Genomic DNA, 26492 nt, shown 5'->3' on the forward strand with positions numbered 1-26492 from the left:
GTATCAGCAATAATTTTAGGAGGAGAATAAGTATGGAAATAAGAGCTTTAATACTTAATTGTACGTTGAAGAAAAGTAGTGAGCCATCGAATACGCGCGCGCTTATCGACAAGGTTATACATATTTTTGATGAACATCATATCGTATCAGAAATCTTAACGATGGCAGATTACAATATTGAATTGGGAATTACTCATGAAGCTGTCAGTGACCAAGATGAATGGCCTATGATTTTTGAAAAAGTAAAGCAGGCAGACATTCTGATCATTGGCTCTCCTATTTGGCTTGGGGAACAAAGCAGTGTAGCTGTAAAAACGATAGAAAGATTATATGGTGGAAGTAGTTTACCGAATGAGAAAGGGCAGTATCTTTACTATAATAAAGTGGGGGGTGTGGTGATAACTGGCAATGAGGATGGAGCCAAACATGTGGCAGGATCCCTCCTTTACTCGCTTACCCATATAGGTTTTACTATCCCTCCGAATGTTGATACATATTGGGTGGGGGAAGCAGGACCAGGTCCATCTTTTATAGAAGCCGAGGGTGAAAAGAATGAATTCACTATGCTACATGCTAAAATAATGGCTTATAATTTGATCCATTTTGCTAGAATGCTTAAGGAACATCCCATACCGGCAGAAGGCAATGTGATGGAGTAATAGTGCCTTTCAATTGGAAAAGCTATTAACGACCGCTGCTCCCTTATAGGGATTAGCGGTTCGTTCGTTAATTACTTTCGCATTAGTTGTTCTTGTGCCATTTTAATCATTTCTTTGACCATATTTCCGCCAATCGGTCCACCTATTTTTCCGGCTTGTTCTGATGTGAGTTGACCATTCTTTCCCTTACTTAGTGGAATACCTTGCTCTTTGGCGACTTCAAATTTTACATTATCAGCTGTAGCATTGTATCCCTTAGCTTTCATAACTCGCTCTTTTAGCTGATTCAGACCTGCTCTTGCCTCTGGAACCAATAGTTTATTTTTTCTTGCCATTTGTAATCACTCCTCTAAGGGTAGTGTTCCCATAAAGTGTGAAAAGACTAATAAACATAAAGAGCTTTCATTTTTATCGCAGATTAACGGGCAGTAAAACCCCACTTTAAGGATTCGAGTAAAAATAATGAAGAGTAAGTGGGGGACCAACTTTCCGTAAAGGCCCGATTGGTTCAACTAACAATCAGTGGGGGATGATAGAAAACCCCCACCGATTGAAGTTTCACTTTATATTTCGGAAACATTTTACATGTATATTCCGTCTACTCTATTAGAAGACTTGATTTTTAGGGTAGAGGTGGGAAAAGATGAAAAGGTTTTTAGGGATAATGTTTATATTACTTTTATTATTTTTAACTGGTTGTTTATTGAATAAGACCTCAGAGGGGGGGAGAAAATTCCCAGAAACGATAAATAATCCATCCAAAGAAGGATTTTATATTGTGAAGAAAGATAAATCAGGTGTAACCGTTGTTAGTGCTGAATCTGAAGACTTTAGCGATTCTGGAGGAGAGAAGGAATTTTATCAAGCGGTTGTGTATTCGAATGTGTCGAAAAATGTGAAAATTGGTCAAAGAGTGCAAATTGAAAATGATGGTCCGATTCTTGAATCATATCCTGCTCAAGGTAAAGCAAAAGCCACTGTTTTGCTTCCAACATATCATCCTGAAGGTGCTGATCTGACGGAAGCTCAAGTTGTGAGGAAAGCCTTAAATGTGTTAGAAGAGAAATTTGCATGGGTACCTATTATCAGAGAAGTAGTCTATCATCACGCTTTAGATAATTGGGAAATCAAAATTCAATTGGAAGAAGTAGTATATAAAGTAGAAATACAAGACAAATAACCAGCCTCAAAGTACCTTTTGGAGCTGGTTATTTGTGCTCTTTTATACAATTCTTAATATCCACTACAGACACTATCTGCTCGAGACTGTTTCGGTCTAGACGATTAAGTAATAAAGGCAATATTCACCACCATTTATCCTTCGGTCGCTTGTCGCTGAGGAGCAGTCGCCTCTGGTTTACATTACTAAAAGGTAAAGTCGACTTCTTTCTCATGTTCTTTTTCTACGCCTTGCATATATTCGATTCTGCGTTGAGCAGAGGCTTGGCTTACTTGCTCATCTGCATGGTAGGAAGACCGAACAAGTGGACCTGCTTCACAGTGGCTAAAACCTTTTGTCATAGCTATTGCTTTTAGTTCTGCAAATTCATCAGGATGGTAGTAACGCTCGACCATTAAATGTTTTTTTGTAGGCTGTAAGTACTGACCGATCGTCATTATATCAACATTATGCGCACGCAAATCATCCATTGCTTGGATGATTTCTTCCTTTGTTTCACCAAGCCCGACCATAATACTCGATTTTGTTGGTGTATTTGGCGCAATTTCTTTTACTCGTTTTAAAAGTTCAAGAGAGCGGTCATATGTTGCTTTTGCACGAACCCTTGGCGTCAAACTTCTTACAGTTTCAATGTTATGATTAAAAATATCCGGACCACTGGACATTAAGTTTCGTAAGTTTTCGTAATCACCTTTCATATCTGAAGGCAGAATTTCAATCGTACACCCAGGAACCTCCTGACGGATTGCACGAACAGTTTCAGCGAATACACCAGCACCGGCATCATTTAAATCATCGCGGGCTACTGCTGTAACAACGACATGCTTAAGCCCCATTATCTTCACTGATTCAGCCACTCTCATAGGCTCATTCAAGTCCAGTTCGTTTGGCAATCCAGTATTGACTGCACAAAAACGACATGCACGTGTACAAATAGAACCAAGAATCATAAAAGTAGCAGTTTTACGTTCACTCCAGCATTCGTGAATATTCGGACAACGAGCTTCCTCGCATACCGTATTCAAGCCTTTTTCACGCATTAGTTTCTTTAATCCTGTATATGCTTCATTCGTATTAATCTTGGTTTTCAGCCAATCAGGCTTTCTAATATATTCTTCTTTTTTAAATGCCATTATTTTAGCACCTGCTTTCGATTTTTGAAGTTCCATTCGTCCGATTGATACTTAGATTCTGCTATGGTATGTACTTCATTCCACTGCTCATTAGTGAGTTCGAACGGAATAAATGTAAGATTTAACTCCTTTTCAAATCCATATTGAAAAGCTTTGGCAGCTGCTTCGAATGTAATTTTCTTTTTTGCTGCTTCATTCATTGTGATCGCTTTTTCGGAAAAGGCTTTTCGCTGCCGCTCTCTCATTTTGTCTGATGAGAAGTTGAATAAATCGAATAACATTTGATTATCAATGCTAAACGGAAGTGAACCATGCTGTAGCAATACGCCTTTTTTTCTTGTTTGCGCATGTCCCGAAATCTTTTTCCCATCAACAAGCATTTCGTAATCAGATGGTCTTTCAAAACAGACCGCAGTACCGCTTTTTTCAAAATGCTCCTTCGGCATGGAGTAGTCTGCATCAATACCTAATTCCTTAAATCCAGCCATAATTCCTTTCGATAATGTAAAATAGGCCGCACGGATCGAATCAGCTATGTAGGATTTCTGCTCAGAAACAGCGATGCTGTATGTGAGTTCGTCCTCATGTAAAACAGCGCTTCCCCCAGTTAGGCGTCGAACAAATTCGCATTCGTATCGATCTACTGCAGAGAAATCAATCGTTTTCTCAAGTTTTTGAAAATGGCCAACAGAAAGCGTTGGCTTCGACCAACCGTAAAATCGGAGCACAGGTGGGATTTTACCTTCACTATGCCAATTCAACAAAGCTTCATCTAATGCCATATTAATAGCAGCATGATGAAACCCAGAATGAAGAAGGCCCCATGTATCATTCATGATTTTCAACTCCTTCGATTTGAATAGAAAAAGACCACATTCTAAGGAATGCGGTCTGATTGTATGCCAATTTGTAATGCATACGACCACACTTCCCCACGCTAGCATTACCTAGTTTCGGGTACAAAGAGTCAGAGCTTGATGTCTTCTCAGCCGCCATAGCAGCTCCTCCAGTGTATAAGTCAATATTCAATCAACAATTCCTATGTTAGCGAAAGAGAATCTACATGTAAAGAAATCGGATTGCTAGATAGTCTAGCAATCCGATTTCCAATTATGGAATGTTGGGTATTATGCTTGGTCAGTTAGTTTCTTATAGCGAGCAAGTGTTTCAAGCATTTTTGAAGGAATGGTTTGATTAGCCAACATGATCAGATCTTCTTCCTCTTTATCTTCTTCTTTAAGGATGGATACCTCTTTGTGAAGACGTTCCATTTTACGGTCCAGTTCGGCAGCGACAGTGGCCGTCTCCTCTAGTTCTTTTGATAAATGTTCAGGAATGTCTTTATTGTATTTATAGTAAATTTTATGCTCTAAACTAGCCCAAAAATCCATCGCAATCGTGCGGATTTGTATTTCAACATATGTATTTTCCACTCGATCAGACATGAAAATTGGAATTTCTATAATCATATGAAGACTCTGGTAACCATTTGGCTTTGGATGCTTAATATAGTCCTTACACTCGATTACTTTTATATCTTTTTGATTTTTTAGCATATCGCTTACTTGATAAATATCGGAAATGAAGGAACAGGTAATCCGAATTCCAGCTATATCTCTAATATTATTTTTGATGGAAGGGAGAGAAAATCCATATCCTTTTCTTTGGATTTTTTTTAATATACTTTCCGGAGTCTTTACACGGGACTTAACGTGTTCAATCGGATTGTAATCGTGAATATAATTAAATTCATCTGATAAAATATTTATTTTCGTATTTAACTCATCGCAGGCAAACTTGTAAGCCATCATAAATCGAGTCAATTCAATTTTAAATTCTTTTATGTAATTAAGGTCAAGTAAGTTTTGTTTTTCCATGACGGAATTCCTTTCCTGATGCAGTAATACCATTATCGTACCATAATATTAATCAAGAAATCGAATCTAATATGTCTAAAATCATAATGGGAAATAGGTGCATACATCTTGTTTTATTTTCGGTTTAAATATATACTACATTACAACACTAACGTACTATGTTAGAGGAGGTATATAAGTGATTTTACATTCGGATGGATCGAAACCAATTTATGTGCAAATAGCAGAATGGATAGAAAATGAAGTTATTAGCGGTGCGTTTATGAATGATGAAAAGGTTTATTCACAATATCAGTTGGCAGAGATGTTCAATATTAACCCAGCTACGGCAGCAAAGGGGCTGAATATATTGGCAGATGAACAGATTCTATATAAGAAGCGTGGACTTGGAATGTTTGTAAATGTTGGCGCGAAAGAAAAAATACTTAGCAAACGGAAAAATGAAACATTAAAGGGATTAATTCAAGATCTTGTTCAAGAAGCAGATCGTTTAAGTGTAAGGGAAGATGAGTTACTCAAATTGATCAAGGATGCGAGGCGAAAAAAAGATGAAGATAATTGAATGTAAAAATATAACGAAAATTTATGGAAAAAAAGCAGTTCTTGAAAATATATCTTTTTCAATTGAAGGACATAAATTAACGGGATTGATCGGACGTAATGGAGCAGGGAAGACAACACTTTTGAAAATTTTATCTGGATTTATTCGTGAAACATCTGGTGAGGTGGACGTTTTTTCTGAACAGCCTTTTAATAATTTATTTGTTTCTGCTAATAGCATTTTCATTGATGATCAAATGACATTGCCTCCAGCACTAACTCTTGCTGAAATTCTAGATGCTGCAGATAGCTTTTATGAAAACTGGGATGCAACTCTTGCAAAGGGGCTTTTTGAATATTTTTCATTGGATTCGAATCAATATCACGCAAATCTTTCTAAAGGGATGAAAAGCACATTTAATATGATTTTGGGACTATCAGCAAGATGTGCACTCACAATTTTTGATGAACCAACAACTGGAATGGATGCGGCGGTACGTAAAGACTTTTATCGTGCCTTGTTAAAGGATTATATTGCACATCCACGTTCGATTATAATTTCAAGTCATCACTTAAATGAAATCGAAGATCTATTAGAAGATGTTCTACTAGTAAATGATGGAAAGGTCCATCTTCACAAACCAATTTCTGAATTAAAAGAATGGGCGATTGGACTTTATGGAAAGAAATCTGTAGTAGCTGGATGGACGTTGGGTAGAGAGGTACTTCTTGAAAAAGATATGGGACCAGACCGTATGTATTCCGTTGTGCGAAATGATTTTACTGAAGATGATATAAAATGTGCAAGAGACGGGGGGGTAGAGTTCACATCTATTTCTTCAAGTGATATCTGTATATTTTTAACGAGTAAAAGCAAGGGGGGAATTGATGATGTCTTTAATAGAAACGAATCTATCTGATGTTGTAAAAAAACAGTTCTCATTTAAGGTAAAGGCATATTGGGGTGTATTTAATTCACTTGCGATCATGCAGTTGATTGCCGTTTTGTTTTCACTTGCACCATCGTTTAATGTTGGCTATGGATCAGCTAGTTTCTCGGTAAATATATCTTTTTATTCAGCAGATATAGTCATCGTTTTTACGATGCTTTGGGCTTTTATTTCCGCTATTTTAATAACCACAAAAGCGACAAGATATGATGATTTTGCTTTCGTGGGGAACCGAGTGAGCAGTAATATTTCAAATGCCCTTTTCCTATCAATAGCAAGTGTTATCGGTGGTATCACAGCTATTTTGTCGAGTTATTTCATTAAGGTAATTGTCCATTTTATTGGAGGAATTCAATCTGCCGGAAGTATAACAATCCAAGAATTATTGATCGGTATTGCAGCAACGATATTATACGTGTTCTTGTTCAGTGCTATAGGATATTTAGTAGGAATATGCATTCAAATAAGTAAATTATTTATCATTATCCTGCCTGCTTTGCTTATAGGAACGATTGTCACCGGCGTGCAGGTGGGCAAAGACCAATGGTTAGTAGCAGTTTTTAATTTTTTTGCTGCAGAGTCATCATTTCTTCTATTTTTTATAAAAGTCATCGTGGTGGCTGGGATACTATTCAGTGGTTCTGCCACACTCTCTAATCGAATGGAGGTTAGAAATTAATGATTATGAGTATAATTGCACCTGTATTGATCATGGGATTACTAGCGATTTCTGTAGTACTAATCATTCGTTCGAAAAATAAATATATGAAAAACAAGCGAGTGACAATGACTTTTTTAGGTAGCTATCTTACAATCTTGTGCATCTCGGCAATTGTCTATGGGCTACTGCCGGTAGAGAATGCAAATATACATGCAATAACGGAAAAAGAAGTCAATCGAATTTCCGACGTATTTAATGAAAATATTTTTAGTGGAAAAACAGAAAATATGGATCCTGCGTTTATAAAGGACGAATGGACTTTAGATTATGATAAAGATAAACTTACGATACTCCAACCAGAAGGATATTTCGATGGCATGATCGTAATTGAAAGAAAACCGGAAGATGATGAGAAAATAGAAGGCACATACTACGCGAATGCAATCATAGGGGGTGTCGATGTGACGCCAGAAATAATACCAACTAAGGTAGATTTAAATGGTGATACATTAGAGTTAATCATTCCCGCTATGGTCGAGCTAAAATTTTCCTTAACTAAAAAGGAATTTCCCATTAATCAATTTACCGAAGAAGGCCGGTTCAAGAGAAATCCAAGTTCCTTTACGGAGAATCAATTACTATATTTGCGAATTCCTCAAAACCTAGAGATTATTAATAACCAAGATCTTTTTATTCACTATGTGGAAGAGTAAAACGTGAGTGGCCAGTAATAATCGTGAGTAGCTTATAAATTCGCTGAGTGGCCAGTAATAATCGTGAGTAGCTTATAAATTCGCTGAGTGGCCAGTAAAAGAAGAGTGCCACTCGTAATCAATCATGATATGCGGTAAATGATTGTTTATATGTATTTAAAACTTCATTTTAAGTGTTTTCGCTAAACTCTGCGTTTAAATCTAGTGATTTTGGCAATCATGCTAAGGATTCTAAACATAGGAGGTTTTGATTTTGAAAAAAGTTATGTTGTTCGTTATTGTTGCTATGTTTACCCTAATAGTCGGCGCGTGTGCTACGGATAAGGATGCAACGCCTCAACAAAATAAGGATGAGGCGGTTCCCGTGAGTAGTTCTACTCCGCTGGATATAGACATCATCAACACGAAAGATGCAAAAGTGGGCAAGGCAACTCTTACTGAGACAAAAGAAGGTGTTAAGATTGGATTAAAGATCGAAGGAATGGAACCAGGTACCAAAGCGATCCATATCCATGAAACAGCAAAATGCGATCCACCAGATTTTAAGTCCGCGGGTGAACATTTCAATCCCGGGCATAAGGAGCATGGTTTCGATAATCCAAAGGGCTTCCATTCTGGTGACTTGCCAAATATTGAGGTTTCCGATAATGGCACTGTAAATGTAGAGATCATTGCAACCAATGTAACATTAGGACAAGGGGAAAACTCCTTACTAGATGAAGATGGTAGTGCCCTTGTTATCCATGAAAATGCCGATGATTACAAAACAGATCCTGCAGGAAATTCAGGAGACCGGATTGCATGTGGAGCAATCACCAAATAAATTAGTTTGTAAAATGCGTTTTTTAAAAATTTCCTCACCGAAATATCTTAGCTAATACTTTTAAAATTGCAAAATCCCCTACTAATAGCAATTCGTGCGTTAGTAGGGGAGATTTTATATGATCGCGATTACCGATCGCCACCAAGGATATTAAAAAGTCCACCGATTCCGCCTTCATCTTTTGATCCACCTGTTGTAGGCATCGCAGCAAATACACGGCTAGCAAGTCTTGAGAATGGAAGTGATTGAATCCATACAGTGCCTGGTCCACGAAGTGTCGCGAAAAACAATCCTTCGCCACCAAATAAAGCTGTTTTCACACCTTTAACCATCTCAATATCGTAATCGACATCATGTGTCAACGCAACGAGACAACCAGTATCAATTCTCACCACTTCACCAGGTGCTAATGTTTTCTTGTGAATGGTGCCTCCTGCGTGGACGAACGTCATACCGTCACCTTCAAGCTTTTGCATAATGAAACCTTCACCACCGAAGAACCCCGCACCAAGTTTGCGTTGGAACGCAATTCCGACAGAAACCCCTTTTGCAGCAGCTAAAAAGGCGTCTTTTTGACAAATGATTTTTCCGTCTAGTTCACTTAAATCCATAGGAATAATTTTTCCAGGGTAAGGTGAGGCAAAAGAGACATGTTTCTTTTCGGATCCTTCGTTCGTGAACATTGTCATAAACAGACTTTCACCAGTAAGCATTCTTTTACCTGCACCCATCAGTTTACCCATAAGCCCTCCGCCTTGGTCAGACGAACCATCCCCGAAGACTGTTTCCATTTTGACACCATCATCCATCATCATCAAACTGCCGGCCTCCGCTATTACAGTTTCACGTGGGTCAAGTTCAACTTGTACAAACTGCATATCATCGCCAAATATTTCAAAATCAATTTCATGGTTATTCATCAATGTCCACCATCCTTTAATAAATGTACGGATAAAGAAACGAAAAGGATTCAGAAATAATCTAAGGAATAGCGGAAAACTTTTTTAGAGATAGAAATGGATCAGAAGTATAGAGGTTATGTGACGAATGAATATAATGGAAAAAGGAATTATGTAAGGAAGATAAAGTGGATCTATAAACAATTCCTTGATTGTTGTTGTAAATCACATTGCAGGAGATTCAAATTAATATCATTGGAAGGACGATCAAATTAAACATAATGATATAGTTATAACAAAAACTGCCATTGAACAGGTAGCAATGGCAGTTTTATAAGCGGATCCTGAAATATTGTTTATATCCATGTCTTAAAGAATTTTACTTAAAAACTCTTGCGTTCTAGTATTTTGCGGATGATCAAAAATTTGTTCTGGATCTCCTTCTTCTGCGATTACACCTTCGTCGATAAATAGGACTCTATCGCCAACCTCTTTGGCAAAACCCATCTCATGAGTCACGACAACCATTGTCATTCCTTCTTTTGCGAGATCTTTCATTACTTGGAGGACATCTCCAACAAGCTCTGGATCAAGTGCTGAAGTAGGCTCATCAAACAGCATTACTTTAGGGTCCATAGCGAGTGATCTTGCAATGGCAACTCGCTGCTTTTGACCGCCTGAAAGACTATCGGGATACATATGCGCCTTATCAAAAAGCCCGACTTTTTCTAATAAAGGTAAAGCTTCTTTCTCTGCAGCAGTTTTTGATTTACCTTTTACTTTTAGCGGCCCCAGTATGACGTTGTCTAACACCGTCATATGAGGAAAAAGGTTAAAATGCTGGAAAACCATTCCCACTTTTGCACGGACCATATTAATATCGATATTCGCATCAACTAGATTTTCTCCATCAATAATTACATCACCAGAAGTGATTGCTTCCAATGAATTTAAGCAGCGAAGAAATGTACTTTTACCTGATCCAGATCGACCAATGACACAGACAACTTCTTGCTCCTCTATTTCACAATCGATACCCTTTAAAACTTCCAAACTACCAAAAGACTTATGCAAATTTTTTACACTAATCATATTAGACAGCCAGCTTCCTTTCTAGTCTCCGTAAATAAAATGATGCAGGAATAGTAATTAATAAGTATAAAACACAAACCATAATCAATGTTTGAAAGGGTGTATATGTGACATTGTAGTATTGTTTACCCATATATAAGAGTTCTCCAACCGCAATAACCGAAAATAGGGAGGTATCTTTTAAACTGATAATAAATTGGTTTCCTAAAGGTGGAATCATCCGTTTAAATGCTTGTGGCCAAATAATATAGCGCATCGTTTGTTTTTTTGTTAATCCAATCGAACGTCCCGCCTCGTTTTGTCCTTTATCCACTGAATCTACAGCCCCACGAACGATCTCAGCAATATAAGCTCCTGCATTAATCGTGATGGCAATAATCGAAGCTGTTAATTTATCAATATTAAATCCAATAATCTCTTCTGTTAATCCATAATAAATAAAAAGTACTTGAACAAGGATAGGAGTACCACGAACAACCTCTACATACACTGCACAAATGAAACGTAAAACTTTATTATTTGATAAACGTCCCAACCCAGTGACTGCTCCTAAAGCAAAGCCTAAAGCAAGACCGATAAGTGTAATGATAAGCGTCCACACTAATCCTTGTAAGAGAAAGGGTAGACTTTGAATATAATGACTTTCTAGAAAGGCTTCTATCATCTAACATTTCTCTCCTTTTAAATTATATATTTAATGGTATGTATTATATGGTGGGTATTGACAATTAAAAACAGTTGTTAAAAAAGCGCAACAAGATATAAGAGATTGTTGCGCTTTTTGACTGATAAAGTGCATTAACTGTAATGTAAGGGAATTCCTTTTAGAATGGCTTACGTCGGAGGTGCAAATCATAGAAAATGAGCATTGAACTAATTACTCACCTAGCCACTTTTCAGTTGGGGCCTCACCGAAGTATTTTTCATATATATCAGCGTAAGTACCATCCGCAATTATACTTTCCAATGCTTTATTGACATCATCTACTATTTCTGAATCCTTCTTTAAAGCGATTCCATAGGATTGCCCTTCAAGTACATCGCCGACAGTTTTTAACTTATCGTCACCTTCTTGGGAGATATAATAAAGAACGTTTGGTAGGTCATATAATGCACCGTCCAGTCTTCCTTCTTTAACATCCATATAGGCAGTAACGATTTCTGGGAATGCTTCGACTTTTGCCTCCGTTTGTTTCTGTAAGTATGTTTGACTTGTTGAACCTTGGCGAGAACCAATTTTTTTACCATCCACGTCCTCAATTGACTGGATATCACTATCAATAGGAACCATCATCACTAAACCAGAATCATAATAAGGGATCGAAAAATCGATCGATTCTTTACGCTCTTCTGTAATCGACATGCCTGCAACTCCAATAGGAAAGCGACCAGATTGCAGTCCGGCAAGGACCCCATCAAAGTCCATTGTTTCAAATTTAACTTTAAAACCTGCCCTGTCAGCAATCTCTTCAATGATCTCGATGTCAAATCCTTCTAGCTCTCCGGTTTTAGGATTTTTATATTCGAATGGTTTAAAATTTGAATCTGTAGCAACTGTATACGTTTTACCTTCTCCACTAGATTCAGAGCTACCACACGCTGTAAGTGCTACCAAAACGGAAAACGTCGCTACCAAAAATAATAACTTTTTCTTCAAAGTATACGAACCTCCTAATTTTTTCTGCATCTGTTCATCATTATCTATGAATTCTAAATTGGGCACAATATTCATAAATTTACATAAGAGACGATAATAGTGTATATATTGGGAAGCCGTTCATATGGAGGGTGGTTTCTATATAAATGCTCCAAATAAGTCTCAAATACTCATTACCCTTTCAAAATAGGAATAATCATAAATAATGAAATATATGATAAAAAGTTAGATTTATTATGCATGTGGAAGTATCTGCTCTTCATTTGCTAATGCGATTATTACATTTGCAATTATGAATTACTAATTGATGTGGTTGTTAATCATTGAAGGTACGCGGTTATTGGTTTACGTTTAGAAGTGGGGATGTAACACGCCGAGGGCTATTATTGGTTATATTTGAGTACCACTCATTATAACGGGGGAAAATGATCCAGTAGTTAGGGAGAAATACTTTGAACTAAACTTTCATAGGAAAATAAAAAAGCGTGCAATTTCTGCACACTTTTCATTACTTCACTAATTGCCACACGTGTTGACGATCTTTTTTCTTTTCTTCGCCTTTATGTGTAATTGTAACTGTGTAAGCTTTTAGTTCAGGCAATTTATCGCCTTGTTGTACTTCTACACGTTGTGCTTCTTTTACTTTACCGCCACCGTGTCCTACTTCTACATAAGTGCCTGCAGCTGGTGCTGCTTCACCGGATTTAACGAATTGACTCATAAGAAATTACCTCACTTTGAATGTATTGCAAAACATATAAGTCAATTATAACAAATAATCGACCTAAAAAGCTAATTGTAGTGAAAAAAGATAAAGTTTTTATCAAAAGATAAGGAAGTATACGGTTTTCAGTTAGCTTTTTTTCGAAAAGGCATTTCTGTATTTAGCTTCAAACACCTTCGGTCAAAAGGTCACTAATTAAATTGCTGTAGGACTGGGGAGCTTATCCTTTGGTAAACAAAATCCGGTACTTAGGTGTTGCCGCAAGGCGTGGCAAACTTGGCAGCTCTTTATAAGCTATTGCCGATGGGTGGGTGCCTTGTGCTTAATTACCCTTTATTTACAACGTCAATTGCTTTTAAACCATTATAAATTCCAGATTCTGAAACGGTAGTAGTTTTTCTATTTCCATAGGCGAACAAGTCAGGATGGGCGTTTCCCATGACAAATCCCTCACCGACAGTCGCTAGCATTTCTTTGTCGTTCATTCCATCGCCAAAAGCTATTGCTTGGTCTTTTTGAATGTTCATTCTCTCAAGTATTTTCTCAACTGCCCTGCCTTTATTTACTGAATCTCTGATTACATCGTAACAATCACGCAAACCATCTACATTTACTTGTGAAAAATGATAGCTAGAATTCAATTCATAAAGACTAGCTTCATCATCCTTTAAATTGATTAATGTAGCTCCGAGAATCTGATCGGCAATCTCAGCGTGAAACAGATCATTTTTCTTCATCTGAAACATCTGGATGAAATTTTCAACACAAGCTGCATCCATGGTAGTAAAATAATTTTTTTTGCTTGTATAAAATACAATTTCGTGGCCGTGTTTTTTAGCAATCTCACCGAATTGTAGAATAATCTCAGCTTGCATCGGTTCATTTACAATTGTTTTCTCTTGATAAATAGCAAGCGCTCCGTTATATCCAATGAAAGAATCGATATTCAATTCATCAGCAAGGTCTGCAATTTCATGAAGAGGTCTGCCAGTAGCTAAAAAAACTTCTATCCCTTTATCTTGTGCTTGTAGAATAGCTTCTTTTGTAGAATCTTGAAATGTGTGGTCTGGTAATAAAATAGTTCCGTCAATATCTAAAAATAATACACGATAGTTCGCCATCTATTTCTCCTTCTATTCATATTATTTGAATTTTATCATAAATTATCTAAATGCGTGTTAAAATGGTTTCTTCCAGTCTTTTTGGAAAAGTTATGGAGTAAGGAAGCTGGAATTTTAGGGCTTATTTAATATAAGAATATGAATTTTCGATTAGCATTCACACGTTGAATCTTTAAAGCTCATTGCTTGACAGTGGATTCATATTCGCTGATGATAGAATAGAAAGAATACTCAATCTTCAATGAGAGGGAGAGATATCATGAAATATCGTAGACTAGGTCGTTCAGGATTAAAAGTGAGTGAAGTTAGTTTGGGAAGCTGGTTGACTTATGGTAAATCAGTAGAAGATAATACTGCAGAGAAAACAATACATAGAGCATATGAACTAGGAATTAACTTTTTCGATTCCGCCAATGTATATGAGCGTGGCGAAGGTGAGAAAGTAATGTCAAAGGCTTTGAAAGAGTTCCCTCGCGAATCATATGTCATTACTACAAAGGCATTTTGGCCTATGGGAGAAGGTCCAAACGATCGTGGCTTATCTAGAAAGCATGTATACGAGCAGGTGCATAATAGTTTGAAAAGAATGGATTTAGACTATGTCGATATTTTTTATTGTCATCGCTATGATTCCGAAACGCCGGTGGATGAAACATTACGAGTTATTGATGATTTAATTCGCCAGGGCAAGATCCTTTATGCAGGTGTCAGTGAATGGAGCGCAGCACAAATTGAGGAAGCGGTTGGAACAGCAGATAAGTATTTGCTTGACCGAATTGTTGTGAACCAGCCACAATACAGTATGTTAAATCGCTATATTGAAGAAGAAGTCATTCCAGTATCAAGTAAACACGGCATCTCCCAAGTTGTATTTTCTCCGTTAGCTCAAGGGATGCTTACTGGAAAATATAAAGGTGGGAAAATTCCAGAAGGTAGTCGTGCGTCCAATGATACGATTAATTCTTTCGTAAAAAATATTTTTAATGAACAAAACTTTTCAAAGGTTGATCAATTGGATGCAGTGGCAAAGGAGCTAGATACTACCTTGCCGGCACTAGCCATCGCTTGGATTTTGCGTCAACCAAACGTAGCCAGCGCTTTAGTCGGTGCAAGCCGCCCGGAACAAATTGAAGCGAATGTAAAAGGTAGTGAATTAGAACTATCAACGGAGATCATCTCGAAAATTGAAGGAATTTTAACTCAGTTAGATTAATATTTTTATATAATAGTAGTTACGAACCACACTTCCTGTATATTAGTAAGGAATGTGGTTCGTTTCATTAAAAGCAATTGAGTTTATACAATACATCTTAAACATATAGGAAGAAGATCCGGTGGTTTCCGGTAACATTTAAATGGTGTTGATTTTCGGCCTAGCTAATAAGAACCTTATAAATTTATTTATTAAATTCCAATGAGCGGAACATACATATCAAATTGACGTGCTAATAGCAATTACAGTCAAATGTTTTAAGGAAAAAAGCATGGTAGGATAATGTTTTTAAATAGAAAATTCGATATGATATAGCTAAATGGAAAGTAAACCCTTACAAAATAAGTGGCATGCATATAAAGTGGGGTGAGTGAATGGATGAATGGTTGACTTCCAATTATAGAATGAAGTCTCTTGGTGAGCAGGCTTTAGACTTTCATTCACATTCAACGTTTGAAATATACTATTTTCATAGTGGTGATTGTAAATATTTGATACATAATAATATTTTTGACTTACAGCCGGGAGATATCATTATTATGGACGGGATGACCTCGCACCGGGCAAATCCTTCGCCGTTCGAAACGTATGAGCGGAGTGTTGTTCAATTTTCGCCAGATTGGATTAAACCCGTAATCGAGTCTTTACAAATGCCTGAATTACTGTCTCCATTTCAAAAAATGAATAATTGTTTGCTTCGAGGCCAAGAAGAAACAGAGCGGAAAAACATTCTATCATATTTAAAAGAAATCGATCATTTAACACATGATGATAATTCGTATGTATGGGAAGGTAATGAACGGCAGCAGAAAAGGGAAGTGGAGGTAGAGATAAAAGTATTGCTCGTATCTATACTTGTTCAAACATTTAAGCTGAGTAAAAAAGAAAACCAGACACTAACAATGCATAAAAGTGAAAAAGATATCCATGTAGAAAGAGTTGTGCAATATATCAATCACAATTTTAAAGACAAAATTACATTAGATGAAATTTCATTCGAAATGAATATAAGTAAGTTTTACTTATCTCGACTTTTTAAAGAGGTAACTGGAACAACTATAATGGATTATGTGATGGCTTGTCGATTGAATCAAGCGAAATACGAGTTGGAGATGAATCAGGGTAAAACGCTTTCGGAAGTAGCGGTAGAATCAGGTTTTGAGAGTCCAGCTCACTTCAGTCGCTTTTTTAAGCAAAAGCTAGGTATGACTCCTTCAGAATTTCGTAAAAAAAAACAAAAGTAATGGATTCGATAATCTTCAAATAGATGCTATTCGTGAATAATCAGAGGAAAAAAATAGTCAATATGAAGGGGGATTTAATTGAAACAAGGTAAAATTGGCGTTCAAATGATGATGCTCAAAGGGAAAGTCGAAGAACTAGGTGTATATGAAACGATGAGAAAGATAAATGAACTTGGATATCGCAGTGTGGAGGTATCGCAAATTCCGATGTCTGAGGAGAATGTTTCAGAACTGAAAAGAGCATCAGCGGACTTTGATATCGAAGTTGCTGCTTTGTCTGCTGCTGTAGAGCCAATGATGCCTGGTATGTCTGGTGAGACGTTAACAAATGATTTTGAGAAGATTGTTAGCGATTGCAAAATGCTTAGTTGTAATTTTTTACGCATCGGTATGCTGCCATTACATGTAATGGGCGACAAAGATAAAATAATGACATTTATCAAAAAGGCTGAATCCATGGCAGAGAAGTTAGCTGACCATGGTATTGAGCTATACTATCATACCCATCATATCGAATTCCAAAAATATGATGGTGTGTACCTGTTGGATTTGATGAAAAATAACACTTCAAAACTTGGTTTTGAGTTGGATGTTCATTGGATTCAAAGAGGTGGAGAAAATCCTGTGGAAATTATTAAGCAATATGAAGGACGCATTTCATTATTGCACTTGAAAGATTATCGAATTGGGTCTTTGGATATGGGTGCTTTAAAGAAAAATGATATGCAACAATTCTTCCAAGACTTTGCAAATGTAATTGAATTCGCTGAAGTTGGTGAAGGTAGTCTTGATATGAAAGAGATGATTGAAGCAGGCCTTAAGAGTGGTGTACAGTATTTCTTAATTGAACAAGATGATACATACGGACGAGATCCTTTTGATTCCTTAAAAATATCTGCTGACAACTTAAGGAAATTAGGATATGCAGATTGGTTTTCTGTGTAAGCGGAGGTCTATAACAATATGAAACTATTATTTACACGTTATTGACTACTTATCAATACAGTCAGTTTCACAATTATTATACGAGGAGTGAAGAAAATTGACGAAAAAAGATGGTATGAATTATGCCCCAAAAGGAAGAGTAAATCGGGTTGTTGATGAAGGTGAGTTTGTTATTGCTGCAATGTCTCTTGATCATGGACATATCTATGGCATGTGTAATGGCTTGATTGAAGCAGGGGCAACAATCAAGTGGGTATATGACTCGGATCCCGAGAGAGTGAAAAAGTTTATAGAATCATTCCCAGATGTCCAAGCCGCGAATAGTGAAGAAGAAATTCTCCAGGATACTGAAGTGAAACTTGTCGCTGCTGCTGCAATTCCATCTGAACGTGGTCCACTTGGCATTCGAGTGATGGAAAGAGGAAAAGATTATTTTACAGATAAGACACCATTTACAAGATTAGAACAATTGGAAGCTGCAAAAGAGGTTGTAAAAAGAACAGGGAAAAAATATATGGTTTATTATTCGGAACGCTTGCATGTGGAAAGTGCTGTATATGCAGGGGATTTAATTAAGCAAGGTGCAATTGGTCGTGTACTTCAAGTATCTAACTTTGCACCGCATCTTCTAAATGCACCCTCGCGGCCTGAGTGGTTTTTCCAAAAGGAAAAGTATGGCGGAATTTTATGTGATATTGGTAGTCATCAAATTGAACAGTTTTTGTATTTTAGTGGAAATACCGAAGCAGAAGTAGTGAGGAGTCAAGTGGCAAATTATACTGCAAAAGAATATCCAGAACTAGAAGACTTTGGAGATTGTATGATCGTCGGAAATAATGGTGCTACCCACTATTTTCGAGTGGACTGGCTTACTCCCGACGGCTTAGGTGTATGGGGCGATGGGCGAACATTCATCTTGGGAACGGAAGGGTATATAGAAATAAGGAAATACATTGATATCGCTCGTGACGATGAAGGAGATCAAGTGTATCTGTCTAATAAAGAAGGAACGTATCACTATTCAGTGAGAGGGAAAGTCGGGTTTCCTTTTTTCGGAGAGCTTATTCTCGATTGTATAAACCGTACGGAAAATGCGATGACACAAGCGCATGTGTTTAAAGCCGCAGAACTTTGTCTAATTGCTCAGAAAGAAGCGGTGCTCCTAGAATAAGCGCCATAATTTGCTTTATCATATCAACAGCCAGTGGTGGGGATAAGAAGGGGTAATAGAATGATTGTATTCAATACAATTGGAAAAACTCGGTGGGAATTGGTATATTCCCACCGGGTTTGCTTATTTTTGCATTATTGTACGGCATGATAGTAATTTAGATCATTTTGATTTCATGCTACAATAATGGTTAGATAGGGCTTTCAAATATCGCTATTAGTCGTGTAGCGGTGTTTCTTGATGGGGAAGATATGTTTGAAATATAGTGATTTCAACAAGTTTCACACTATGAACCGACCTAGATGCTATTGTCTAACAAGTGATTTTTTCAGAGATGGAGGTCGGTTAATATTAGTATAATCTACTTTTTTGTTGGTTTATTTGCCTCGATAATAGGCGCTATAGCTGGATTGGGTGGCGGAGTTATTATCAAACCGGCACTCGACTTCTTAGGTGATTATGATGTTGCAACGATTGGTGTATTATCAGCAGCAACAGTATTCGCAATGGCTTGTGTTTCATTATTAAAGGCTACTCGTTCTGGAATAAAGGTAAAGGGGAAGGTAAGTTTTATTCTTGCTGCCGGCTCCATTATTGGTGGTGTTTTTGGGAAAATAATATTTAATTATCTTATTGCGTCCGTAAGAGATCAAGAACTAATAACAGGCATTCAAGCTGGGATCTTAGCGTTCTTGATGTTCATTATTTTTTTATTTGTGAGAAATATAGAGGATATAAAAACATATCATTTGAAAAATAAGATTGTTATCTTGATCGCTGGATTTGGATTGGGAATGCTAGCTTCTTTTTTAGGAATTGGGGGCGGCCCGTTGAATGTGGCAGTACTAGCATTTGCTTTTTCAATGAGTGCAAAAGAATCGGCGATTAATTCGATATTTATTATTTTTTTCTCACAGCTAGCTTCCCTAGTCATTACAGCATGTACTACTGGTTTTGCAAACATCGATCTAACGATACTAGGGTTTATGTTAGTAGGTGGGGTAGCGGGAGGCTTTATCGGTGCAACGTTATCGGTAAAGTTGAGTAATATTCGAATTGGAAAAATATTTAATTTTACCTTAGTGGGAATTTTACTATTAAATGTATATAACTTAATCCGAAGTTTGCTATAACAATGAGGTGAAGATCATGAATTCTAATGAAAAAAAGTCTTGCTGTTCCATAGATCGTTCTGTAGTAAATGAAGTTTCCAGGCATCACTCCATGCTTAAGGATTATATATCTAAAGAAAATAAACATTCGGAAGATATGGTTCTCGTTACCGGTGGAGAATTTCTTATGGGGACGGATGATGTTGATAGCAATCGAGCAGATGGGGAATATCCGATTCGAAGTATAAGGGTCGATGACTTTCTTATGGATGCATACGCTGTAACCAATTTGCAATTCAAAGAGTTTGTTGAGGATACTAAGTATAAAACAGAAGCTGAAAATTATGGTTGGTCCTTCGTTTTCTATAAATTGCTTTCCGATGAAGCAGCAAAATCAGTGAAACAAGTTGTGACAGGGACTCCTTGGTGGGGTGTCATAGAAGGTGCATATTGGTCCAAACCGGAAGGACCAGGAACGGATATTAATGATCGTTTAGATCATCCCGTCATACATATTTCTTGGAATGATGCAAAAGCATATTGTGAATGGGCAGGAAAAAGACTACCGACTGAGGCGGAATGGGAGTACGCGGCACGCGGTGGTCTAACGCAAAAAAGATACCCATGGGGCGATGAATTAACGCCGAATGGAAAGCATGTTTGTAATATTTGGCAAGGGGAATTTCCGAAAAGTAATACGCGGGCAGATGACTACTTAGGTACTGCTCCTGTAACAGCTTTTGAGCCAAATAACTATGGGCTATATAATATGTCGGGAAATGTATGGGAGTGGTGTGAAAATTGGTTTAGTCCTAACTTCCATATATTTGATACAAAGGAAAACCCAAAAGGACCAGCTGTTGGCGAAACAAAAGCAATGCGTGGTGGATCCTATCTTTGTCATGACTCATACTGCAATAGATATCGTGTTGCAGCAAGAACTTCAAATACACCTGATAGCTCAACCGGAAATCTAGGATTCAGATGCGTGAGAGATATTCATTTTAAAGATAACGATAAATGACATACATATATAGGATGATTATTTGATGGCTGAAAAATAAAAAGGAGCTAAATTCCATGAGGCAACAAGATTTTACGAGTGGGAGTATATGGAGACAGCTACTCGTTTTTTCGACGCCGATTTTATTAACTAATTGACAGACCTACCGAACTAGAAAACTCATTGCTTTTAAGCGTGGGATGAGAGTGAGCCATATACGGAGTGCCACTAAAAACCAGAGGATTGTTGCGCTTTAAGTATCTGAAAATATTTTCACCAAAATGCAGCAGTAATGCTTGCCTTTGTTCTTTTTATCCAATAAACAAACCACACTTCCTGAATCAAGGAGTGTGGTTTATTTTATTTAAATCGAATATATCCTTTCAACTGTGAACTTTGAGCGATCTCCTCTAAAAACTGACTCTGAAAATTCAATTGGAATATGCTCCATATTGTAAGTGATCGTTTCTAATGATAATACGGGCGTTCCCTCAGAAACATTTAAATAGCTACTTATCGTTTTACTGGCTAATATGGGCTCTATTTCTTCAATCGTCTTATGAATTTTGAGCTGATACTTCTCTTGTAATAGTTGGTACAAAGATCTTTTACATTCCTCCTCGTCATTCACGAGACCTGGTGCGAAATGCCAAGGTATATAAGAGATTGCGTAGAAAAGAGGTTCATCGTTTGCGTAACGCACACGAGTCAATCGATGAACAGGATCGTTTTCCTTTATTTGCAAATGGTCAGCAAGCGAAGCATCCGCAGGAATGACTTGAAGATCAATAATTTCAGTTTTAGGCTCATAGCCCTGTTCAATCATCTGGCTGGCAAATCCTTTTTCAAAAGTGGTCAATGATTGCTGAATTTTCGGTTTGGCAACAAATGTTCCCTTCCCTTGTAATTTATAAACTCTTCCCTCTAATGCGAGTTGCTGCAACGCTATCCTGATTGTTGTGCGGCTAACACCATACTCTTCACATAACTCCATTTCCGTCGGTAATTTTTCACCAACTTCGTATTCATTTATTTGAATTTTTTTCATTATACTCATTTTTACAATGTAATACAATGACGCTTGTTCTTGTGATGACAATATAGGACCTCCTAGTATAGAACACTCTTTATATAGATTGTTGTTATAACAATAGTTATTTGAAGAAACAAATATATAATGATTTTAAATCTCAGAAATCTGTTAATTTGTAAGGATCATACTTCTAATATACAAGTAAATCTAACTAATGTGAAGAACTTTCAGAATAATGTTGACTATTTGTTATACCAAGATTACAATGTTTATAACAAGTTTTGCGTATGTAAGACAACAGATACTCGTCTTGAAAGTATTGCTTTGCGTTTAGAAATCTAAACTACAATGAAAACGCTGTCATTCTGAATCGGGTAATGACAATTGGTTAAGGGGGACGAAGATGCCTATTCTTATGGGGGTAGACGGTGGTGGCAGTAAAACCTATTCCGTCATTACAGATGAACATGGTTATCAATTGGGGAAGGGAATATCTAGTGGTGCAAACTACCAAACAATAGGAATTGATAAAGCGATTAAAAATATTAAGGATTCTATTGAAAGTGCTTTAATGTCCGCGTCGCTAAAGTACGATGATATTGATTATGTACAATATGGTCTTGCGGGTGCTGATCGAGAGAAAGATCTATTGATCATAAATGAAGGGCTGCGTACAATCAATTTTCAAAACTGGGGGCTTGTGTGTGACACGATGGAAGGACTTCGGATTGGTTCTCCGGATTATACAGGTGTAGTGCTTGTCTGTGGAACTGGTACAAATGCAGCTGGTCGCAATAAACTTGGTCAAATGGTGCAAATTGGTGGATTAGGAAACCTCTATGGAGATGGGGCTGGCGGCTCATCAATGGCAGAAGAAACATTCCGGGCAGCTATCCGTTCGTGGGAACTACGTGAACGTCCAACTATTTTAACCAAGACAGTACCGAGTTATTTTGGATTTGAAAATGTACCTGATATGTTCAATACGTTTCTTGATGATGAAGTATATAATGTTCCAAATGAGTTGACCATCGTGCTGCATCAAGCTGCATATGAAGGTGACGAAGTAGCCATTCGTATTTTAGAGGAAACAGGCAAAGAACTAGGATTAGCTGCAAGTTCTGTCATCCACAAACTTGGAAATTTGGAGGAGCCTACTCCGATTGTGTTAACGGGGAGTGTATTACAGAAAGGTCAAAGTAAACATTTACTAGAGTCGTTGCGAAGTACAGTTGAAAGTGTCCATGAACATATCAAATTGGTTATTCCAAAAATGGAACCCGTTTATGGGTCTCTATTGTTAGCGATGGATCATCTTGGCATTACAGTCACCGAAGAAATCCATCAAAAATTCAACTCTTACGGAGGATACGAGCAATGAATAAGAATTTAAAAATAGCAGTGATTGGTGGGGGATCTTCCTATACCCCTGAGCTGATTGAAGGATTTATTAAACGATACGCTGAATTGCCGATAACTCAGTTGTATTTAGCCGATATTGAAGAAGGGCGAGAAAAGCTAGACATTATTGGTGGTTTGGCCAGAAGAATGTTTGATAAAGCAGGGATTAATATTGACTTAAAATTAACTTTAAACCGTCGGGAAGCTATTAAGGATGCTAATTTTATTATTACACAATTCCGGGTCGGCTTACTTGATGCTCGTGGTCGGGATGAACGTATTCCTTTACGTTATAATCGTATCGGTCAAGAAACAACTGGGGCAGGCGGATTTGCTAAGGCGCTGAGAACCATTCCAGTAATCCTTGATATTTGTAAAGACATCGAGGGACTGGCACCGAATGCTATGCTTTTAAATTTCACGAATCCTGCGGGGATTTTAACCGAGGCAGTGTTAAAACATACAAATGTAAAAACGATTGGTCTCTGTAATATACCAATTGGGACAAAAATGCAAATGGCTGAGCTTTGTGAAACAGACGTGAACAATGTTTTTATTGAAATGCTAGGAATTAACCACTTAAACTGGACGACTAAGGTGGTTGTGAATGGAAAGGACATTTCGAATGAGGTGTTCACGAAAGCGGCTAGTGCATCTGGTCTTACAATGAAAAATATTCCCGACTTTGGTTGGGATGCATCCTTTTTGCAAGCAATGGGCGCTTTACCTTGTGGTTATCATCGTTATTTTTATATGGAAGATGACATGCTAAAAGAGCAATTGGAGTCGCTGGAATACGAGGGAACACGAGCTGATGTAGTGAAAAAAGTGGAACAAGACCTATTTGAATTATATAAAGACCCGAATCTTGCAATAAAGCCTCCGCAATTACAAGAACGAGGTGGTGCTTATTATTCAGAAGCTGCGCTAAATTTGGTCTCGTCTATTTACAATAATAAGGGTGATATTCAAACCGTAAACGTAAGAAACAACGGAGTTATTTCTTGTCTACCTGATGAAGTATCAGTTGAAGTGAATTGTATAATCGATTCACAAGGTGCACACCCTATTCAATTAAGTACTGAAATTTCACCGCAAATAAGAGGATTGCTACAATTAGTAAAAGCATATGAGGAGCTCACAGTCGAGGCTGGGGTTACCGGCAATTATGATACTGCAATTCAAGCATTAACGATTCATCCATTAGTAGGCTCTATAAAAGTAGCGATATCGATCTTAAACGATATTCTAGCAGAAAACAAAGCGCATTTAAGCCAATTTAAGGTTGATTCAAAGATTACTTGACTAGGAAAGTGGCTGATAGACCTACTTTGTTCTTAGTGAAAAACTCTATTGTAAGCGCACGCAAAGTGAAGCAGACTACTGGGGGATATGAAAATGAAAAAGGTTATCACAAGTCCAGAAGTGATGATTGTACCAAAAAGAAAGAGTACCTTCTCTCGATTTATGGCGCAATGGGATCTGCAATTAATGGTTATTCCTGCTGCTATTTTTATATTTATTTTTAGTTATATACCAATGTATGGGATCATCATGGCCTTTCAAGATTACAATATTTTCAAAGGGGTGATGGCTAGCTCTTGGGTAGGATTTAAGCATTTTCAGATGTTTTTCACTGCTCCTGAATTTGGAAGGGTGATTCGTAATACGATTGCCATTAGTTTTCTAAAGCTTTTTATTGGCTTTCCTGCCCCGATTATTTTGGCATTAATGCTAAATGAAGTAAAGAATATGGCGTTTAAGAGAATTGTACAAACAGTGAGTTATCTCCCACACTTTCTTTCATGGGTAATTGTATCTGGCTTCGTAATGTCCATTTTATCTACTGATAATGGCAGTTTAAATATCCTATTGCAGACACTACATATGATTGACGAGCCAATTGGGTTTCTTAACTTTCCGGAATACTTTTGGACAATCTTAGTGACTACAAATGTGTGGAAGGAGATCGGATTTGCTTCTATAGTATACCTAGCAGCAATTGCTGGGGTGGATCAGCAACTCTATGAAGCTGCTTCTCTTGATGGAGCAAATAGATTTAAACAAATGTATTTAATTACGATCCCTTCTATTATGCCGATCATTATCATCTTTATGATCTTAGCCATTGGGAACCTATTAAATGCAGGCTTTGAAGATATTCTTCTACTTGGTGCAAATCCAGTTGTAAGGGATGTATCAGATGTTTTGGACACGTATGTATATAGGGTAGGTATCCAAAATTCATTATTCTCTTATGCAACCGCAGTGGGCTTGCTTAAGGCAGTCATCAGTGTCGCATTACTGACAATAGCGAATCACATTGCACGTAAGGCAGATAGTAGCTTATGGTAGGTGCTAAGAAAGAGAGGGGGAGTCAGTTTGTTGAGGAAGAGTATTAGTGATCGGTATATGTCGATTTTTATTTATATTATTTTGACTATTCTTGCATTTGTTACCTTTTATCCGTTTTGGAACGCTGCGGTTATTTCTTTTAACAGCGGAGTGGATACGATGAAAGGAGGAATAACTTTCTGGCCAAGGGAATTTTCGCTAGATAACTATAAAGTAGTATTCAAGGATTCTCGTATTTTGAATGGGTTTTTTATCTCTGTTCTTCGGACGGTGATAGGAACTATCATGGCTGTAATGTTTACTGCAATCTTTGCATATGGGATATCAAAAAAAGAGTTAGTAGGTCGTAACTATTATATGCTTTTCTGTGTGGTTACGATGTTCTTTAGCGGCGGTCTTATTCCAACATTTTTACTTATTCGTGGCTTGGGATTATTCAATACATTTTGGGTGATGGTAATTCCTGGTTTGATCAGCGTGTGGAATATGATCATTTTCCGTACCTTCTTCCAAGCACTTCCAACTGGGCTTGAAGAATCAGCCAAAATGGATGGATGCGGGTATTGGGGAACGTTCTTTCGAATCATACTGCCACTTTCAGGTCCGGTTATCGCTACATTGTCATTGTTTACAGCGGTCTATCACTGGAATGATTGGTTTTCTCCAAGTATCTATATTTCAGATCAGGAGTTACTACCAATACAGACTATGTTACAACAAATACTATCCTCGAATATCATGACAGAGCAAATGGCTCAGACCGATTCTGCAGCAGCAGGACGAATGGCAGCAATGAAGTCAGTATCAACTAAATCACTTTCAATGGCTACAATGATGGTTGCAACAATTCCTATCATCTGCGTATATCCATTTGTCCAAAAGTATTTCGTAAAAGGGGTATTGGTTGGTTCCTTGAAGGGGTAGTGCCTGAAGTCTGACTAATGGATTTTAAGCGAAAGCTTTGATCATATAAAGTATGAAAAATA

General features: G+C 37.4%; 28 protein-coding genes and 1 riboswitch. Of the genes, 17 read left to right on the forward strand and 11 right to left on the reverse strand.

What is annotated here, in order from left to right; translation table 11 throughout:
• The first annotated feature begins 32 nt into the window (after positions 1-32).
• Complete coding sequence (locus MHB53_RS17610) at positions 33-659, forward strand: flavodoxin family protein (protein WP_340920792.1); 627 nt, start codon at positions 33-35, stop codon at positions 657-659.
• 71 nt (positions 660-730) lie between these two features.
• On the opposite strand, the gene MHB53_RS17615 is transcribed toward MHB53_RS17610, so the two are convergent.
• A complete protein-coding gene (locus tag MHB53_RS17615) occupies positions 731-994 on the reverse strand; it encodes an alpha/beta-type small acid-soluble spore protein (RefSeq protein WP_340920794.1) in 264 nt (87 codons plus the stop codon).
• Between the two features lie 308 nt (positions 995-1302).
• On the opposite strand from MHB53_RS17615, the gene MHB53_RS17620 reads away from it, so the two are divergent.
• Complete coding sequence (locus MHB53_RS17620; RefSeq protein ID WP_340920796.1) at positions 1303-1839, forward strand: DUF3221 domain-containing protein; 537 nt, start codon at positions 1303-1305, stop codon at positions 1837-1839.
• Between the two features lie 185 nt (positions 1840-2024).
• On the opposite strand, the gene lipA is transcribed toward MHB53_RS17620, so the two are convergent.
• The 3 genes from lipA to MHB53_RS17635 form a co-directional block, all read right to left on the reverse strand.
• On the reverse strand, positions 2025-2972 hold the full coding sequence (lipA, locus tag MHB53_RS17625) for a lipoyl synthase (RefSeq protein ID WP_340920798.1): 948 nt from the start codon (positions 2970-2972) through the stop codon (positions 2025-2027).
• A complete protein-coding gene (locus MHB53_RS17630) occupies positions 2972-3808 on the reverse strand; it encodes a lipoate--protein ligase family protein (RefSeq protein WP_340920800.1) in 837 nt (278 codons plus the stop codon). Before MHB53_RS17630 ends, lipA begins: the two co-directional genes overlap by 1 nt.
• Positions 3809-3884: 76 nt before the next feature.
• Positions 3885-3990, reverse strand: a riboswitch (TPP riboswitch).
• A gap of 109 nt (positions 3991-4099) precedes the next feature.
• Complete coding sequence (locus tag MHB53_RS17635) at positions 4100-4849, reverse strand: GTP pyrophosphokinase (RefSeq protein WP_340920802.1); 750 nt, start codon at positions 4847-4849, stop codon at positions 4100-4102.
• 178 nt (positions 4850-5027) lie between these two features.
• Here MHB53_RS17635 and MHB53_RS17640 point away from each other — a divergent pair, with 178 nt between their 5' ends.
• From MHB53_RS17640 to MHB53_RS17660, 5 genes are all read left to right on the forward strand, one after another.
• Positions 5028-5411, forward strand: a complete 384-nt coding sequence (locus MHB53_RS17640; RefSeq protein ID WP_340920804.1) for a GntR family transcriptional regulator — start codon at positions 5028-5030, stop codon at positions 5409-5411.
• Positions 5398-6309: an ABC transporter ATP-binding protein gene (locus MHB53_RS17645; protein ID WP_340920806.1), complete on the forward strand. Its 912-nt coding sequence runs from the start codon at positions 5398-5400 to the stop codon at positions 6307-6309. Before MHB53_RS17640 ends, MHB53_RS17645 begins: the two co-directional genes overlap by 14 nt.
• On the forward strand, positions 6278-7018 hold the full coding sequence (locus tag MHB53_RS17650) for a hypothetical protein (RefSeq protein WP_340920809.1): 741 nt from the start codon (positions 6278-6280) through the stop codon (positions 7016-7018). The genes MHB53_RS17645 and MHB53_RS17650 overlap by 32 nt, the downstream gene beginning before the upstream one ends.
• On the forward strand, positions 7018-7713 hold the full coding sequence (locus tag MHB53_RS17655) for a hypothetical protein (protein WP_340920811.1): 696 nt from the start codon (positions 7018-7020) through the stop codon (positions 7711-7713). Before MHB53_RS17650 ends, MHB53_RS17655 begins: the two co-directional genes overlap by 1 nt.
• 253 nt (positions 7714-7966) lie before the next feature.
• Entirely contained in the window at positions 7967-8536 is a 570-nt protein-coding gene (locus tag MHB53_RS17660; RefSeq protein ID WP_445661446.1) for a superoxide dismutase family protein, read from the forward strand.
• Between the two features lie 128 nt (positions 8537-8664).
• Here MHB53_RS17660 and MHB53_RS17665 read toward each other — a convergent pair whose 3' ends face one another.
• The 6 genes from MHB53_RS17665 to MHB53_RS17690 form a co-directional block, all read right to left on the reverse strand.
• Positions 8665-9456 carry a TIGR00266 family protein gene (locus MHB53_RS17665; RefSeq protein WP_340920814.1) on the reverse strand — a complete coding sequence of 264 codons (792 nt, stop codon included), beginning with the start codon at positions 9454-9456 and terminating at the stop codon, positions 8665-8667.
• Positions 9457-9804: 348 nt separating this feature from the next.
• Positions 9805-10527: an amino acid ABC transporter ATP-binding protein gene (locus MHB53_RS17670; protein WP_340920816.1), complete on the reverse strand. Its 723-nt coding sequence runs from the start codon at positions 10525-10527 to the stop codon at positions 9805-9807.
• A gap of 1 nt (position 10528) precedes the next feature.
• The gene (locus MHB53_RS17675; RefSeq protein WP_340920819.1) at positions 10529-11191 is read right to left on the reverse strand and encodes an amino acid ABC transporter permease; all 663 of its coding nucleotides are present in this window, start codon (positions 11189-11191) and stop codon (positions 10529-10531) included.
• Between the two features lie 213 nt (positions 11192-11404).
• A complete protein-coding gene (locus tag MHB53_RS17680) occupies positions 11405-12184 on the reverse strand; it encodes a transporter substrate-binding domain-containing protein (protein WP_340920821.1) in 780 nt (259 codons plus the stop codon).
• Between the two features lie 508 nt (positions 12185-12692).
• Entirely contained in the window at positions 12693-12905 is a 213-nt protein-coding gene (locus MHB53_RS17685; protein ID WP_340920822.1) for a YjzC family protein, read from the reverse strand.
• A 329-nt stretch (positions 12906-13234) separates the two neighbouring features.
• Entirely contained in the window at positions 13235-14029 is a 795-nt protein-coding gene (locus tag MHB53_RS17690) for an HAD family hydrolase (protein ID WP_340920824.1), read from the reverse strand.
• 259 nt (positions 14030-14288) lie between these two features.
• Between MHB53_RS17690 and MHB53_RS17695 the strand changes: the two genes are divergently transcribed.
• The 6 genes from MHB53_RS17695 (at position 14289) to MHB53_RS17720 (ending at position 20738) form a co-directional block, all read left to right on the forward strand.
• Entirely contained in the window at positions 14289-15242 is a 954-nt protein-coding gene (locus tag MHB53_RS17695) for an aldo/keto reductase family protein (RefSeq protein WP_340920826.1), read from the forward strand.
• A 374-nt stretch (positions 15243-15616) separates the two neighbouring features.
• The gene (locus MHB53_RS17700; RefSeq protein WP_340920828.1) at positions 15617-16486 is read left to right on the forward strand and encodes an AraC family transcriptional regulator; all 870 of its coding nucleotides are present in this window, start codon (positions 15617-15619) and stop codon (positions 16484-16486) included.
• Between the two features lie 78 nt (positions 16487-16564).
• Positions 16565-17431 carry a sugar phosphate isomerase/epimerase family protein gene (locus MHB53_RS17705; protein ID WP_340920829.1) on the forward strand — a complete coding sequence of 289 codons (867 nt, stop codon included), beginning with the start codon at positions 16565-16567 and terminating at the stop codon, positions 17429-17431.
• Positions 17432-17528: 97 nt separating this feature from the next.
• Positions 17529-18602, forward strand: coding sequence for a Gfo/Idh/MocA family protein (locus MHB53_RS17710; RefSeq protein WP_340920831.1), 1074 nt, complete (start codon positions 17529-17531; stop codon positions 18600-18602).
• A 359-nt stretch (positions 18603-18961) separates the two neighbouring features.
• Positions 18962-19735, forward strand: coding sequence for a sulfite exporter TauE/SafE family protein (locus tag MHB53_RS17715; RefSeq protein ID WP_340924806.1), 774 nt, complete (start codon positions 18962-18964; stop codon positions 19733-19735).
• A 16-nt stretch (positions 19736-19751) separates the two neighbouring features.
• Positions 19752-20738 (forward strand): formylglycine-generating enzyme family protein, encoded by a 987-nt coding sequence (locus tag MHB53_RS17720; protein ID WP_340920833.1) that lies wholly within the window; start codon positions 19752-19754, stop codon positions 20736-20738.
• A 343-nt stretch (positions 20739-21081) separates the two neighbouring features.
• On the opposite strand, the gene MHB53_RS17725 is transcribed toward MHB53_RS17720, so the two are convergent.
• Positions 21082-21816 carry a GntR family transcriptional regulator gene (locus tag MHB53_RS17725; protein ID WP_340920835.1) on the reverse strand — a complete coding sequence of 245 codons (735 nt, stop codon included), beginning with the start codon at positions 21814-21816 and terminating at the stop codon, positions 21082-21084.
• Between the two features lie 337 nt (positions 21817-22153).
• On the opposite strand from MHB53_RS17725, the gene MHB53_RS17730 reads away from it, so the two are divergent.
• The 4 genes from MHB53_RS17730 (at position 22154) to MHB53_RS17745 (ending at position 26430) form a co-directional block, all read left to right on the forward strand.
• Entirely contained in the window at positions 22154-23131 is a 978-nt protein-coding gene (locus tag MHB53_RS17730) for an N-acetylglucosamine kinase (RefSeq protein WP_340920837.1), read from the forward strand.
• Entirely contained in the window at positions 23128-24456 is a 1329-nt protein-coding gene (locus MHB53_RS17735) for a 6-phospho-beta-glucosidase (protein ID WP_340920839.1), read from the forward strand. Before MHB53_RS17730 ends, MHB53_RS17735 begins: the two co-directional genes overlap by 4 nt.
• A gap of 93 nt (positions 24457-24549) precedes the next feature.
• The gene (locus MHB53_RS17740; RefSeq protein WP_445661447.1) at positions 24550-25506 is read left to right on the forward strand and encodes an ABC transporter permease; all 957 of its coding nucleotides are present in this window, start codon (positions 24550-24552) and stop codon (positions 25504-25506) included.
• A 27-nt stretch (positions 25507-25533) separates the two neighbouring features.
• Complete coding sequence (locus tag MHB53_RS17745; protein WP_340920842.1) at positions 25534-26430, forward strand: carbohydrate ABC transporter permease; 897 nt, start codon at positions 25534-25536, stop codon at positions 26428-26430.
• Positions 26431-26492 lie beyond the last annotated feature (62 nt).

Origin of the sequence: Bacillus sp. FSL K6-3431 (genome assembly GCF_038002605.1) — a bacterium.
Classification (GTDB): Bacteria; Bacillota; Bacilli; order Bacillales; family Bacillaceae_C; genus Lederbergia.

Bases quoted from the DNA above. Each gene is read 5' to 3' on its own strand.
- MHB53_RS17610 (WP_340920792.1), top strand. From the start codon at position 33: ATGGAAATAAGAGCTTTAATACTTAATTGTACGTTGAAGAAAAGTAGT.
- MHB53_RS17615 (WP_340920794.1), bottom strand. From the start codon at position 994: ATGGCAAGAAAAAATAAACTATTGGTTCCAGAGGCAAGAGCAGGTCTG.
- MHB53_RS17620 (WP_340920796.1), top strand. From the start codon at position 1,303: ATGAAAAGGTTTTTAGGGATAATGTTTATATTACTTTTATTATTTTTA.
- lipA (WP_340920798.1), bottom strand. From the start codon at position 2,972: ATGGCATTTAAAAAAGAAGAATATATTAGAAAGCCTGATTGGCTGAAA.
- MHB53_RS17630 (WP_340920800.1), bottom strand. From the start codon at position 3,808: ATGAATGATACATGGGGCCTTCTTCATTCTGGGTTTCATCATGCTGCT.
- MHB53_RS17635 (WP_340920802.1), bottom strand. From the start codon at position 4,849: ATGGAAAAACAAAACTTACTTGACCTTAATTACATAAAAGAATTTAAA.
- MHB53_RS17645 (WP_340920806.1), top strand. From the start codon at position 5,398: ATGAAGATAATTGAATGTAAAAATATAACGAAAATTTATGGAAAAAAA.
- MHB53_RS17650 (WP_340920809.1), top strand. From the start codon at position 6,278: ATGATGTCTTTAATAGAAACGAATCTATCTGATGTTGTAAAAAAACAG.
- MHB53_RS17655 (WP_340920811.1), top strand. From the start codon at position 7,018: ATGATTATGAGTATAATTGCACCTGTATTGATCATGGGATTACTAGCG.
- MHB53_RS17665 (WP_340920814.1), bottom strand. From the start codon at position 9,456: ATGAATAACCATGAAATTGATTTTGAAATATTTGGCGATGATATGCAG.
- MHB53_RS17670 (WP_340920816.1), bottom strand. From the start codon at position 10,527: ATGATTAGTGTAAAAAATTTGCATAAGTCTTTTGGTAGTTTGGAAGTT.
- MHB53_RS17675 (WP_340920819.1), bottom strand. From the start codon at position 11,191: ATGATAGAAGCCTTTCTAGAAAGTCATTATATTCAAAGTCTACCCTTT.
- MHB53_RS17685 (WP_340920822.1), bottom strand. From the start codon at position 12,905: ATGAGTCAATTCGTTAAATCCGGTGAAGCAGCACCAGCTGCAGGCACT.
- MHB53_RS17690 (WP_340920824.1), bottom strand. From the start codon at position 14,029: ATGGCGAACTATCGTGTATTATTTTTAGATATTGACGGAACTATTTTA.
- MHB53_RS17695 (WP_340920826.1), top strand. From the start codon at position 14,289: ATGAAATATCGTAGACTAGGTCGTTCAGGATTAAAAGTGAGTGAAGTT.
- MHB53_RS17700 (WP_340920828.1), top strand. From the start codon at position 15,617: ATGGATGAATGGTTGACTTCCAATTATAGAATGAAGTCTCTTGGTGAG.
- MHB53_RS17720 (WP_340920833.1), top strand. From the start codon at position 19,752: ATGAATTCTAATGAAAAAAAGTCTTGCTGTTCCATAGATCGTTCTGTA.
- MHB53_RS17730 (WP_340920837.1), top strand. From the start codon at position 22,154: ATGCCTATTCTTATGGGGGTAGACGGTGGTGGCAGTAAAACCTATTCC.
- MHB53_RS17735 (WP_340920839.1), top strand. From the start codon at position 23,128: ATGAATAAGAATTTAAAAATAGCAGTGATTGGTGGGGGATCTTCCTAT.
- MHB53_RS17740 (WP_445661447.1), top strand. From the start codon at position 24,550: ATGAAAAAGGTTATCACAAGTCCAGAAGTGATGATTGTACCAAAAAGA.